Genomic DNA, 13,900 nt, shown 5'->3' on the forward strand with positions numbered 1-13,900 from the left:
GGGGTTTTTCTGGAATTGCGAAAAAACGGAGTTGCGTTAGCAATCTACTGGTTGTGGTTGCCGAGCAGCATGTGCCTAGCGGTAGTATGGGGCCATCGTATACATGCCCGGTCACCGGTGTTGGAGTAACCAAGGTACTAGACACGGTACGGAAGTACTTGGACGGGCGCGCAAACCCTTAAGAATCAATCTCAAATTCGGCGGTCGCTTTGTGACTACCAGGGTAATTTCAGGCTTGCACACCGCGATTTGAGGTGATTTAGCGAATCGGAACGGATCGAATTTGTGCCCGGTGAACGACTCCGCGGCGACCCTTTATAATAGAAAGATTCACTACAGCTCCGGGACCAGCCTGTGAGGGTGCTCGCCCTTTGCAGATGGAGGGAGCTTCCCAGGGGAAGATGTCGACGGAAAGTATCATCGTTCGCGGGGCCCGGGTTCACAACCTCAAGAACATCGATTTTGAAATCCCGCACAACCAGTTGACGGTAGTCACGGGTGTGTCCGGCTCCGGCAAATCGTCGCTCGCTTTCGACACGATCTATGCCGAGGGGCAGCGCCGGTATGTGGAGTCGCTGTCCGCTTATGCGCGGCAGTTTCTGGAGCGGATCGAAAAGCCCGACGCGGATTTGATCGATGGCATCGCCCCGGCGGTTGCCATCAAGCAGAAAAATTCGACGCGCAATCCGCGCTCGACGGTTGCCACTGCAACAGAAATTTTCGACTACCTGCGACTCTTATTCGCGCGCATTGGCCGCACCTATTGCATGGTCTGCGGACAAGAAGTGAAGAAGGATACGGTCGACGAAGTTGCGGATCGACTCCTCGCGCAGCCGGAAGGAACGCGCTTCAATGTGTTGTTTCCGGTGCAATTGGCGGCGCCCAAGGCGGAGGAACCGTCCAAGAAGAGTCGCGGCAAGAAGAAAATTGAGATCGATTCGAAACTCCCGTCGGATGCGGTCAAGACGCGCTTGTTCGATCTTCGCAAACGTGGCTTCAACCGCCTGTTTCAGGGCGGACAGATTTTTGAGTTCTCGAGTCCGGAATCGTTATTAGAAGTGAATTTCGGGGAGCCAGTCTTCGCATTGGGTGACCGCCTGGTGATCGCCCCTGACGCTCGTACGCGGATCGTCGACGCGGTAGAAATCGGATATCGCGAAGCCGCAGAAGTGGTATTCGAGACGGCTCCGCGCGATGGCGAAACCATCGAACGCTTCCGTTTCTCGCAGCGCTTCGAATGCAAGAACGACGGCAGCCGTTACGATGAGCCGGAGCCACGGTTGTTCTCCTTTAATAACCCCTATGGAGCGTGTCCGCGCTGCCAGGGGTTCGGCAACACCATTGATTTCGATCTCGATCTGGTGATCCCCGACAAGGGCAAAACTCTGAATGAAGGTGCGATCGAGCCCTGGACCAAACCGAAATATCGAACGCTGTTCACGGAATTCAAGCGATTCGCTCGACTAGCTGAAATTCCGTTGGATGTGCCGTGGAATGAACTCAGCCCGGAACATCAGAACGTCGTTGTGAATGGCGAGCACCGGTGTGCGGGCATTCGCGGATTTTTCCAGAGCCTGGAGCGCAAGAAGTACAAGCTCCACGTCCGCGTGTTCTTGAGCCGTTACCGGGGATATTCGCTGTGTTCTACCTGCGGCGGAACGCGCCTGCGTCCGGAAGCGCGGCAAGTCAAGATCGATGGCCGCGATATTTGCCAGGTTTGCGGCATGACGGTCGAAGGAGCGGCGAGCTTCTTTGAAGGAATCAAGCTGACTCCGCAACAGGCCGCGATCGCGGAAATTCTCATCACCGAGATCCGTGAGCGCTTGCGGTTTCTGAACGATGTTGGCCTGGAGTATCTGACCTTGGACCGCCTCGCCTCTACCCTTTCCGGGGGCGAAGCGCAGCGGATTCAGCTGGCAACATCGCTCGGCTCACGTCTTGTCGGCACGCTCTACGTTCTGGACGAGCCGTCGATCGGCCTGCATAGTCGCGACACGGATCGCCTGATCAAGATCTTGCACGGGTTGCGGGATCTCGGGAATACGATCCTGGTTGTGGAGCATGATCCCGACATCATGCGCGCTGCAGACCACATTCTCGACCTTGGGCCGGGGGCCGGGGAAAGCGGTGGAAAAGTCATCGGCTACGGGACCTACGAAGAGATCCAAAAGATTCCGCAATCGCTGACTGGGCGCTATCTCGCCAACGAAGTGCATATTCAAGTCCCACCGCAGCGCCGCAAGCCCGGAACCCAGAAAATTACGATCACGGGAGCGCGTGCCCACAATCTGAAGCGCATTAATCTGGAAATTCCTCTTGGGATGCTGGTGGCGATTACGGGTGTTTCCGGATCCGGCAAGTCGACGCTGTTGCACGACGTTCTTTATCAATCGCTGGCAACAGCGCTTCGCCAGCCGAACGGCAATCATTCCTCTGTTGCTGCATGGGACGAAGTCGACGGCGATCAGTTTCTCGACGAAGTGGTTCTTGTCGATCAATCGCCGATTGGACGAACGCCGCGTTCGAATCCTGTCACTTACATCAAAGCCTTCGACGTGATCCGCGATGTGTTCGCGTCGCTGCCGGAAGCGAAGAAACGCGGTTTTGCTGCCGGGCATTTTTCCTTCAATGTCCCCGGCGGCCGGTGCGAAAACTGCCAGGGCGACGGCACGGTCACGGTGGAAATGCAATTCCTTGCCGACGTGGAACTGATCTGCGATGAATGCAAGGGTACGCGCTACAAGCCGCAAGTGTTGGAGATTCGATACAAGACAAAGAACATCCACGAAGTTTTGAACCTCACCATTCGAGAAGCGTTGAAGTTCTTCGCGGATGTACCGAAGCTGACCGAAAAATTACGCGTGCTCGACGATGTTGGTCTGGGCTACTTGCGTCTGGGTCAGTCGGCAACCACATTGTCAGGCGGCGAAGCCCAACGCATGAAACTGGCCTCGCATCTTCAGCCGGCGGCTCGAGAGACGTCCCGGTCTTACGCGGCGGGGGCTAGTCCAAAACGCAAACGCCGCATGCTCTACATCTTTGACGAACCGACAACCGGCCTGCATTTCGACGACGTCAGCAAACTACTTTCCGCATTCCGGCGTCTGATTGATATAGGTGGATCGATCGTTGTGATTGAGCACAACATGGAAGTCATCAAGACGGCCGACTGGGTCATCGATCTTGGTCCCGAAGGTGGAGAACGTGGCGGCAAAGTCGTGGGCGCCGGAACTCCGGAAGAGATCGCGAAACTGAAGGGTTCGTACACGGGAAAATATCTGGCACGAGTGCTGAATGGAAACGGGAATCGAAATGGAAGCAAAGGGTAGGATCGGCAAAACGATTCTTAGCTTTGTCCTCGCAGGCTGCGCGTTCGCGCAAACCACTACGATTCATCGCGGCAAGCACACGGTCAACCAGGCGCCGGACGATCAGTCGAACGAAATCACTCGCGCCGAAGAGGCGATTCAGAAGCAGGACTTTGCCGCCGCGGAACCGCTGCTGAAAAAGGCGCTGGCGCAGGATCCCAAGAACTATCAGGCGTGGTTTGATCTCGGATTTATCTACAACCGTCTCGGCCGCACCGAGGATTCCATTCATGCCTACCGTCAATCGGTGGCCGCGAAGCCCGACGTATTCGAGTCCAACCTGAATCTCGGGTTGATGTTGGCCCGTTCCAACAATCCAGCTGCCGAGCCGTTCCTGCGGGCCGCCGCTAAACTTAAACCCACCGCACACGTGGAAGAAGGGCAGGCTCGCGCGTGGGCCTCCCTCGGACATCTGCTCGAGAACACCAATCCAGACGAAGCGCTTGACGCGTACCAGAAAGCTGCCGCTCTCACGCCGAAGGACCCTGAGCCTCATCTCTCGGCTGGCCTGCTTCGCGAACGCCGTAAGGATTTCTTAGGCGCTGAGAAGGACTACAAAGAAGTGCTTGCGCTCGATCCGAAGTCAAACGATGCGGTGATTGGGTTAACCAATATTTACATGAAGTCTGGACGCATGTCAGATGCTGAGCCACTGTTGCGCCAGCTGTCTGCGAGCCGTCCCGATGATGCTGGTCTGCATCTTCAACTGGGTCGCGTTCTGGCGGCGGCCGGAAGGAAAGACGAAGCCATTCCAGAAATTCAGGCAGCGCTCAAGTTGACCCCTAACGACGCCGAGGCGCAACGGGATCTCGCGGAACTCCAGGCGCAATCGGCAAATCCCGCTGATGCAGAGAAGGCATATCGCGAGTTGTTGAAGGCGAGCCCCAATGACGGCGATGTTCATAATTCGCTGGGCGAGATACTTCTGAAGCAGAAGCGATTTCCAGAAGCCGAAGAGGAATTCCGCGCGGCGGTAAAGCTTAAGCCCGACTTCGGGAATGCCTATGGCAATCTGGCGATTGCCGCCGACGAGAACAAGGACTACCCGCTCGCGATCAGGGCTTTGGATGTCCGCGACAAGCTCCTGCCGCCAACAACAGTCGGTCTCTTCATGCGCGCCACTGCCTTTGATCATTTGCGCGATTACAAACAAGCTTCGGTGTACTATCACCTCTTCCTCGATGCCGCCAAAGGGCAGTATCCTGATCAGGAGTGGCAGGCAAAGCACCGCCTCGTTGCCATAGAACCCAAGCGGCACTGAGAATTGAATCGCAAGGCACTAAGAACGTTTATGCGTCGTCTCGCTATCAGCTTGTTTCTCGTCGCAGTCGTTGCCAGCACCGCCGCTGCTCGCGATGCATCGGTCGAAGAGCTGAAGTTCCGGTTACTGAATGCGGTTCCGCAAGACCAGCCTCGGATCTGCATGGAGATCGCGGAAGCTCAACTCCATAACGCGGATCGGTTGTACCGCGACGGCGACATAGAAAAAGCGCGCGTGGCGGTTGACGAAATCGTCAAGTATTCCGAGCAGGCCCGCGATTCAGCCAATGAGACAAAAAAACGCCTGAAAAATGTAGAGATCACGGTCCGCAAGATTGCTGAAAAGCTGCGCGACATCAAACGCACGCTGGCATTCGAAGACCAGTCGAGCGTGGAGCAAGCCGTTCAACGGCTGGAAGATGTCCGCACCAGCTTGCTCAAGCGGATGTTCAGCAAGGAAAAGGACAAGAAAGACAAAGACAAGGACAAGCCGAAATGAGGCTACGTGCGATCGTCGTTACGTTACTCTTCTTCTGCTCGCTCATTGTTCTGCCAGCGGCGGGCCAGCGCCGCAGTCATGATCCACTGACCCCGGACGAGGTCAATCAACTGCGCGACAACATGCTTGAGCCCGAATTGCGGCTGAAGCTCTACGTAACGTTTGCGCGGGATCGTATGACGAAGCTGGAGCAGATGCGCTCCGATCCCAAGACCGCCGATCGCCCCGGCAAGACCCACGACATGCTCGAGGACTTCCTGGCTGTCTATGATGAATTGAACGATAACGTGGATATGTACGTTGGCCGCAAGGATGACATCCGTAAGCCCCTCAAACTGGTCATCGAGGCCGACACCGAATTCCAGTCCAAGCTGCTCGCCTTAAAGGACGCGGCGCACACTGACGCCGCGGAATCCAAGCACTACGAATTCATCCTCAGCAACGCAATCGAAACGGTCGATTCCAGTGCCAACGATCATCGCAGCACGCTGGCCGACGTCGAGGAGTACATGAAGAGGAAGAAGAAGCAGCAGAAGTAGTGAAATAGGCCTACCCATCAGTTGAGAGCGCGACCCTTACCCGCGTCAACCACCAGCACTGCCCCTCCCTTTACGACGAGATGCTCACGCACCATTTCCGAACAATGCAGAGCAGGCTAAGATAATCGGTCATGCAGCTCTGGTTCGCGCGCGGCAGTGAAGTCAGCATTCGGGAGCAACTCGTTACCCAGGTGATTCTAAGTATCCTGAGCGACGATCTAGCAGCCGGGCAACGGCTTCCCAGCACGCGCGAACTGGCGCGGCGCTTTCGACTTCATCCCAACACCATCAGTGCCGGATACCGCCAGCTGGAACGCGAGCGCTGGGTGGAATTTCGTCATGGCAGCGGAGTCTACGTCCGCAGCACCAAGCCGGAGGTTCCACCCTCTTCAGCGCTGGCGCTCGATCAGATGGTCGCTGCGCTCTTTCGCTCGGCTCGCGATCTCGGAGTACCCCTCGCGACGGTCCGCGCGCGATTGCGGCACTGGCTCGAACTGCAGCCGCCGGATCACTTCCTGCTAATTGAACCGGATGAAGAACTTCGTCGAATTCTGGCGGAAGAGATAAAAGAGGCAGTCGCCTTTCCAGTCGAGAGCTGCGCGTTGGAAGAGGTGGAGAACCGGTGGGAGGGGAGCATCGCGGTTGCACTGCCGAATCGCGCCGCGAGCATCCGAAGACTACTCCCCGACAGCGGTGATCTGCTGACTCTTCAAGTGCGTTCTGTTCCGGCCTCACTTACGCAATGGCTCCCCGCGCCGAGAAACGTTTTGATCGGAGTCGCCTCGCGCTGGCCAAATTTCCTGAAAACTGCGCGGACTATTCTGCAAGCCGCGGGATTTCATCCTGACAGCCTTATGTTTTGCGATGCCCGAAAGACGAACTGGCAGCGTGGGTTAAAAGAGACGATTGCGGTCGTCTGCGATTCTGTCATTGTCAAAGAACTTCCGGCCGGCTGCCGGGCCATTCCATTTCCTCTGCTTTCCGAATCTTCGGTTGCCGACCTTCGACGCCATGTCGAGTTCATCCGCCGTCCCCTCGAATCGCTGTGACATTTACGAAAGTGTCCTAACCGGCCACTTCGGGTATCGCCCTCTTCCCTATGCTGGATCTGTCGCCATCTGAGGAGGTGCTCTATGAAAAGACTTGGCTTGTCATTGCTGCTGATGCTGACCTTGCTCCTACCCGCGGTCGCGGTAGAGAACGACCAGGTGATGTACGCCGGGGGTACGGTACGGGAAGTGAAAGCGGGCGCCATCGGACGCCTGGATACGACCTTGGAAACCGCCTTGATTTTCGAGCATCCCGGCGGAAAGCTTCTTGTCCGCTATAGCGACATCGAGTCCTTCGCCTATGACAAGGAAGTCACCCGGCACCTTGGCGTCCTGCCCGCGATTGCCATCGGGATGCTCAAGATGCGTCAACACAGCCACTTCTTCCGCATTTCCTATCGTGACGACAAAGGAGATCAGGTCGCTGTCTTCGAAGTCTCTAAGCAGATGCCCCGCGTCCTCCAGGCAGTGCTGGCAAGCCGGAGTCCGTCCGCCTGCAAGCCCAATAAATGCAGACCTCCGGAAAACTGAGAAGGCCCCTAGCAGTTTCGAATGGGGCACTCGGGAAAGTGTCCCAACCCGGCAGGTGCGGCATGAAATACGCGACTAGGATTTCGTCATGAAACACTCCCGAATGATTTTGCTGCTGCTGTCGCCACTCTTGTTGGCGTGGAACGCTTTTTCCCAAGTGGGCGACTGGAATGCGGTACGGAACTTGAGTCCCGACACTAAGATCCACGTCACGCTTAAGCGCGGCCGCACTTTCGGCCATTGTTTCTTCGACAGGGCCGACGAGGAGGAATTGGTCTGTACTCACAGAGCAGGCCTGTATTCCCGTCGCGCCGGTTATCGGCGCGGCAACATCAAAACGGTGTACCTGACCCACAACGGCGTGGCCATCGGGATTGGAATCGGAGCGGGCACAGGAGCCGTGATTGGAGCTACTCGCTCTACCTGCTGCCACGTTGCGTGGGCTGTCATTGGCGCCGGAGGATTTGCCCTGCTGGGAGGATTCGTTGGTCTGATCGCCGATCCCTTCTTCCACGGCCACGCTGTCTACCGCAGTCCCCTCACAACCCAGGCTCTCACCAGCGCGCCAGTCGTGAAACAAGATCCATACATCGATCAACCAGAGAAAAAGATTCCGTGCCTCCGCGACGGGCTGACCATGCGCTGCGTCACCGTAAGAGGCGCTTCGTCTTCGTCAGGAGAAATGAAGCCGGAAACGACAACGCCGGACCGCTAATCTTGACCGGCCGCCGGCAACCGTCGTGCTACTCTGCTCTCAACGTGTCCCTCAGGCTGGCAGAAATCTTTCAGCGGACTTACGGCGAGCTGCGTCCTCACACGCCCATACCGAAGATGCACCTCCGCTTTTACTCGTTTGTATCGATCAACAACACCATCCGTCTGCGCCAGGGAGAACTTTACATTCGTGTATCCGACCTGCTGGAGGGTGCGCCCGACCCGGTTCTCCATGCGATCGCACATATTCTGCTCGCCAAGCTTTACCGCAAGCCGGTCGACAAGGCGTTGAGCGCCCGCTACCGGCGCTACGTGGGCAGTCACGACATCACAGCCAAAGCTCGCATGGTCCGGCAAATACGAGGGCGCAAGCAGATCCACTCCGCGTCAGGCCACAACTATCATCTTGAAGAAATCTTCGACGACTTGAACCGCCGCTTCTTCCACGGACTGATGGGACGTCCGCAACTGACCTGGAGCCGCACCCACGCCCGCAACCGCCTCGGCCACTACGACCCTGCCCACAACGCAATTGTGGTCAGCCGGATCTTTGACCATCCCCGAGTGCCGCGATTCGTCGTCGAGTACATCATGTTTCACGAGATGCTCCATTTGAAGCATCCCGTGAAACTGCGAGGAAGCAGGAGGTGCGTGCACTCCAATGAATTCATGGCCGAAGAGAGGGTCTTCCCAGAATTAGCCCAGGCGCAGAGCTTTCTGAAACGGATCTAGCAGCGCGCGAGTCTGCAGCCGACTGCGTCGGGAGTGGTTCAACCAACAAATCACCTCCGCCCAAGCAAAGCTTGGACGGGCACCCTCGAGATCGTTTGTGCTGGCCCGGACAACCAGCCACCGCCTCTTCCAAAACTCCATTCAATGCGCCGATTCCCCGTGTGATGCAAATCACGTCGAGCCGTGACCTCGAACGTTGACGCTACCCCTCTCCAAACCGTATCCTATTGATATTGAAATTGAAATTCATTTTCAACTTGATACAGGTGTCTTAGACCATGCTCCAGGCATTCATCATTACCTTGCGCGAAGGTGTAGAAGCGGCCCTGATCGTCGGTATCACGCTGGCGTATCTTGCCAAGATCGGCCGTAGCGACCTGCGCAAGTCGGTTTACGCCGCCCTCGCCGCGGCCTTTGTCGGCTCGATCGGCGCCGCCGTCCTAATTTCCCGCCTGCATTTGAACCAGGACATCTTCGAAGGTTGGGTCATGCTGGTGGCTGCCGCCTTCGTCGTCACCATGATCATCTTCATGATGAAGACTGGGCGCAAGATGAAAGGCGAAATCGAAGGCAAAATCGGTCTGCTGGCCCGTGGCGATGCCTGGATCGGCTTGTTCCTTTTTGTCTTTCTGATGGTCCTGCGCGAGGGAGTGGAAACGGTCCTCATCCTGTCGGCGGTGACACTGAACTCGAGTGAACTGCTGAGCTTCATCGGCACCAGCGCGGGAGTGATTGTCGCGGTGGCGTTCGGTGTGATGTTCGTCAAGGGAAGCGTCAAGGTCAACCTGCAGAAGTTTTTCAAAGTCACAACCGTGATCCTGTTCTTTGTCGCGACCCAACTTGTGATTTCTGGCCTGCACGAGCTTTCTGAAAACGGAGTGCTTCCCTCTTCACGCGAAGAGATGGCGATCATTGGGCCGATCGTCCGCAACGATTTGTTTTTCTTCATTACGATCCTGGTGCTGGCTGCGTTGATGGTGCTGTTTGAAATGAAAAGCCGCCAACCGGTGGACCTGCCCGCCGAAGGCGCGGCCCGCCGCAAAGCCCTCTGGACAGCACGCCGCGAGCGGCTTTGGATGGCCTCGGTTTACGTTTGCTCCTTTATCTTCATTGTGATGGTGACGGCTGGATTCATTTACGAAAAGAGCGCGAGCGCGTTGTCGCCCGCAGCGGAAGTCGCCTTCGCGAATGGCAAAGTCAGCATCCCGTTGAATCAGGTGTACGACGGAGAGTTGCATCGTTTCGAAACCAAGGTGGGAGCGGTCGAAGTACGTTTCTGGGTCTACCAGAAGCCTGACGGCAAGGTTGCGACGTTGTTCGACGCCTGCGAAATCTGCGGCGCGGTCGGATTCTACAAAGGTGCAACCGGGATCATCTGCAAGAATTGCGCGGCGCCGATCAATCCACAGTCGGTGGGCATGCCGGGTGGGTGCAATCCGATCCCGTTGAAGGCGGACGTAACCAGCGACGCTGTCATCATCTCGGAGGCGGACGTAGCGGCCGGAAGCCACTACTTCGAGCAAAAGTAGGATGTTCCCACGCCTTGTCTACGAATCGTTCCGCCGCCAGACCCGGCGCAAACTGCTGGCCGGGGTCGCCATCACTTTAGGCGTTGCGGTCGCAACCGCGATGATTGCCGTCGCTACTGATATCGGCGACAAGATCAGTCGCGAACTGCGTACTTACGGCGCAAACCTGGTCGTCACTCCGCAAGAAGATACGCTCGATGTAGAAATCGGTGGAGTCAATCTCAAACCGCCGAGTGACGGCGCTTTTCTTAATGAAGCAGACCTTCCCAAGATTCGGGGAACATTCTGGCATCACAACATCGTTGGATTCTCACCCATGCTGCCCGTCACGGCGGCCCTCGGAGACAAGTCAAACGCCACCGTGCCGGTGCTAGGAACGTACTTCTCAAAGCCCGTTCACTTCGGCAAAGATGATTTTGCGACTGGTGTCCGCATCACCCATCCGTGGTGGAAGGTGCAAGGCGCATGGCCAGACGACAATTCGCAGGACGTGCTGGCCGGTGAACATCTCGCCGCAAAGCTGTCTGTCACAACGGGCGATACCCTTGTGCTTGCGGGCAAACCGCATCGAGTGAGCGGCATTCTGTCGACCGGGGGAACGGAAGACGATCAGATCGTTGCGCCCATCGCGCTCGCGCAGGAAATCCTTGGCAAGCCGGGAGCGGTGCGGCGCATTTACGTCAGCGCCCTGACCAAGCCCGAAGATGCACTCGCCCGGCGTGATCCGAAGACGATGAATCCGGAATTGTTTGATCGCTGGTACTGCTCGCCCTACGTGCAGTCGATTGCCTATCAATTGCAGGAAGCCATTCCGCACTCGCATTCCGAACAGATACGGCAAGTTGCGCAGAATGAAGGCACGGTGCTTTCGCGCATTAAAGGATTGATGCTGTTGGTGACGTTGGCCGCGTTGTTCGCGTCGGCGCTGGCCGTGTCCGCCGCGATGGCCACCGCGATTTTCGAGCGCCGCGTAGAAGTTGGACTCATGCGGGCGCTGGGCGCGGGAAGCTTCGCGGTGGCGGCGCTGTTCTTCGCGGAAGCCTTGCTGCTGGCCCTGATCGGCGGTGTCGCGGGCTTTGCCGCCGGATCCATGCTCGCTCACCAGATCGGTCGCTCCATTTTCAATTCGCAAATTTCGATTGAACCGGTGCTCTTCCCGATCATCCTGGCCATTGCAGTGTTTGTAACCTTCGCGGGAAGCGCTGCGGCGATCCGGCGAGCCGTGAAGTTCGATCCCGTGTTCGCGCTGCGAGGGGAAGCATGAGCGCTTCGCCGATTCTGCACACACCGCAGCAGGTTGCTGATCGCCGTTCCGCAGTTCCGCACACGTCGATGTTCGTCCGGATGCTGATTCGTGCCGCTGTCCTGCGCCGCGGACGCGCCGCTTCGGCATTGTTTGCGATGGTGGTCGCCGCCGCCGTGGCAACCGCGATGATGAATCTGTACGTTGACGTGCAAGCGAAGTTGCGTACCGAGTTCCGAAGCTACGGGGCGAATGTCGTAGTCGTGGCAAGGGAAAGTCAGCCATTCCCATCCGATGCGCTCAGAAAGATTGAATCAACGTTAGGCCCCAAGACGTTGGCAGTTCCCTTCTCGTATGCCGTTGCACGAACGCAGGACGGACAATCCGTGGTCGTCGTTGGCACCGACTTTGCCCGCGCCCACCAACTGAATCACTGGTGGAATGTCAGTCGTTGGCCGAGTGCTTCCGGAGACGCGCTGATTGGCATGCGCGCTGCTACTGTTGTGAGCCCCGAGCGCAAGCCGTTTGACCTGACTTTCCAGGGGCGCACTCTTCACCTGACTCCCGCTGGCCTGCTGCAAACCGGCGCCGGCGAGGACAGCCGGATTTATCTGGAGCAATCGGAATTCACGAACTGGACTGGCGTTGCGCCGTCGACGATCGAGATTGCAGTCAACGGGACCACCACGGAGATCGAACAGCAAATCCAGCAACTCGGTGCTTTGCTTCCTACCGCCGATGTTCACCCGGTACGGCAGATTATGGAAGGCGAAGCGAACGTCCTCAATAAGACTCGGGCCACGCTCTACGCCGCCGCGACTCTAATCGTGTTGACCTCCGCGCTGTGCGTCCTCGCCACGTTGATTGGTTGGGTATTTGATCGCCGTCGCGACTTCGCCATCATGAAAGCGCTCGGCGCATCCGAGCGACTGGTGAACGGATTCTTCGCCGCCGAAGCTGCTGCCTTAGGCGCAATCGGGGCGGTGCTCGGATTTGCCATCGGAATCGGCGTCGCCGTATGGATCGGGCGCACAAACTTTCATGCGCCCGTAGTACCCCGCTTCAGCGTGTTCCCGTATGTACTGGCCGGCAGCATTCTGGTAGCGCTCATCTCCGCGGTCGTGCCGATCGGATTATTGCGCCGTGTGCAACCCGCGCTCATACTGAGGGGAGAGTGATGGTCGACGCGAAGGTTCCAGCCATGATCGAACTCAAAAACGTAACCAAGAGTTATCCAGCCAAGGCCGAGCAGAATAACGGCGGCTTGATTCGCGCGCTTGACGGCATCGCGCTATCGATTGCGCCCGGCGAGTGGGTTGCCATGATGGGCCCATCCGGGTCCGGCAAGAGTACGCTGGTGAATTTAATTGGGTGTCTCGACCGCCCAACGACAGGCGAAATATGGCTCGACGGTGAGAACGTTGCCGGAATCAGCGCCGCTGACCTGAACCGTGTGCGGGCTGAAAAGATTGGATTTGTTTTCCAGCAGTTTCACATGATCCCGTATCTCACCGCCGTGGAGAACGTCATGCTTGCACAGTACTTCCACAGCATGACGGACGAAAAGGAAGCGCTCGAAGCGCTCGATCGAGTCGGGCTGAAAGAGCGCGCCTACCATCTGCCCTCGCAACTCTCGGGTGGTGAGCAGCAGCGAGTTTGCATTGCGCGCGCGCTCATCAACGATCCGAAAATTGTTCTGGCTGACGAACCGACGGGCAACCTCGATGCCGCGAATGAAGATATCGTTCTACGTTTGTTGCGCGAACTGCACCAGCAGGGGCGCACGATCGTAATGGTCACTCATGACCCCGTGGTCGCACGGCTCGCCGACCGCCGCGTCGAACTTCATCACGGAAAGATCGCTGCCCAGGAAGTCTTCTTCATGGCAGACGAAGAACAGTTCGACGAAATCCTGGAAGAGTTATTCGTGCTGCAAGAGCACGGAGAGATCGCGGAAAGCGATCGCATGGAAGTTCACGGCGCGCTGCCCGTATCGATTGCGCTGGAGAAATTGCAGGGGATGGACCTGGTGACCACGCGCCCGCATCCTCCCGAGTCGCACCATCACAAGACGTTCGTGAACCCATGTCATGACGCGCTCAAGCCGGCGGGAGTATCCATTGGCGACGGCGCGCTGATCGTAGAACTCACGGCTCGTGGTATGAAGCGTGCTGGAGACATCATCCGCCGCCATCGGCTCGCGGAACGGCTCTTTACCGACTCGCTCGCAATGGATAGCGAAACTGAAATCGAACAGCAAGCCTGTAAGTTCGAACATATCCTGTCCGCCGAGGCGACAGACAAGATCTGCACGTTCCTCAATCATCCACGCACGTGCCCGCATGGGTCGCCGATTCCGCCTGGACCGTGCTGCGGAAAACAGGTGCAGGCTTCGCAGACGTCTTCGGCGATGTCACATCAGAGCTCGTAGGTTCG

Annotated in this window: 12 protein-coding genes; all 12 read left to right on the forward strand. The window is 57.5% G+C overall.

The window, feature by feature from the left end:
• Positions 1-401: 401 nt before the first annotated feature.
• On the forward strand, positions 402-3,329 hold the full coding sequence (gene uvrA, locus HY010_10515) for an excinuclease ABC subunit UvrA (GenBank protein MBI3476156.1): 2,928 nt from the start codon (positions 402-404) through the stop codon (positions 3,327-3,329).
• Entirely contained in the window at positions 3,295-4,629 is a 1,335-nt protein-coding gene (locus HY010_10520) for a tetratricopeptide repeat protein (protein ID MBI3476157.1), read from the forward strand. The genes uvrA and HY010_10520 overlap by 35 nt, the downstream gene beginning before the upstream one ends.
• 30 nt (positions 4,630-4,659) lie before the next feature.
• Complete coding sequence (locus HY010_10525) at positions 4,660-5,127, forward strand: hypothetical protein (GenBank protein ID MBI3476158.1); 468 nt, start codon at positions 4,660-4,662, stop codon at positions 5,125-5,127.
• Complete coding sequence (locus tag HY010_10530) at positions 5,124-5,666, forward strand: hypothetical protein (GenBank protein ID MBI3476159.1); 543 nt, start codon at positions 5,124-5,126, stop codon at positions 5,664-5,666. The genes HY010_10525 and HY010_10530 overlap by 4 nt, the downstream gene beginning before the upstream one ends.
• 131 nt (positions 5,667-5,797) lie before the next feature.
• The gene (locus HY010_10535; protein ID MBI3476160.1) at positions 5,798-6,715 is read left to right on the forward strand and encodes a GntR family transcriptional regulator; all 918 of its coding nucleotides are present in this window, start codon (positions 5,798-5,800) and stop codon (positions 6,713-6,715) included.
• Positions 6,716-6,799: 84 nt separating this feature from the next.
• Positions 6,800-7,246 (forward strand): hypothetical protein, encoded by a 447-nt coding sequence (locus HY010_10540; GenBank protein ID MBI3476161.1) that lies wholly within the window; start codon positions 6,800-6,802, stop codon positions 7,244-7,246.
• Positions 7,247-7,334: 88 nt separating this feature from the next.
• Entirely contained in the window at positions 7,335-7,961 is a 627-nt protein-coding gene (locus HY010_10545) for a hypothetical protein (protein MBI3476162.1), read from the forward strand.
• A gap of 44 nt (positions 7,962-8,005) precedes the next feature.
• Positions 8,006-8,692: a M48 family metallopeptidase gene (locus HY010_10550; GenBank protein ID MBI3476163.1), complete on the forward strand. Its 687-nt coding sequence runs from the start codon at positions 8,006-8,008 to the stop codon at positions 8,690-8,692.
• 278 nt (positions 8,693-8,970) lie between these two features.
• A complete protein-coding gene (locus HY010_10555) occupies positions 8,971-10,221 on the forward strand; it encodes a DUF2318 domain-containing protein (protein ID MBI3476164.1) in 1,251 nt (416 codons plus the stop codon).
• 1 nt (position 10,222) lies between these two features.
• Positions 10,223-11,485 carry an ABC transporter permease gene (locus HY010_10560; GenBank protein MBI3476165.1) on the forward strand — a complete coding sequence of 421 codons (1,263 nt, stop codon included), beginning with the start codon at positions 10,223-10,225 and terminating at the stop codon, positions 11,483-11,485.
• On the forward strand, positions 11,482-12,642 hold the full coding sequence (locus tag HY010_10565; GenBank protein ID MBI3476166.1) for an ABC transporter permease: 1,161 nt from the start codon (positions 11,482-11,484) through the stop codon (positions 12,640-12,642). The genes HY010_10560 and HY010_10565 overlap by 4 nt, the downstream gene beginning before the upstream one ends.
• A gap of 23 nt (positions 12,643-12,665) precedes the next feature.
• A complete protein-coding gene (locus HY010_10570) occupies positions 12,666-13,895 on the forward strand; it encodes an ATP-binding cassette domain-containing protein (protein MBI3476167.1) in 1,230 nt (409 codons plus the stop codon).
• Positions 13,896-13,900: the final 5 nt, after the last annotated feature.

Source organism: Acidobacteriota bacterium, assembly GCA_016196065.1.
Lineage (GTDB): Bacteria > Acidobacteriota > Terriglobia > Terriglobales > Acidobacteriaceae > Acidiflorens.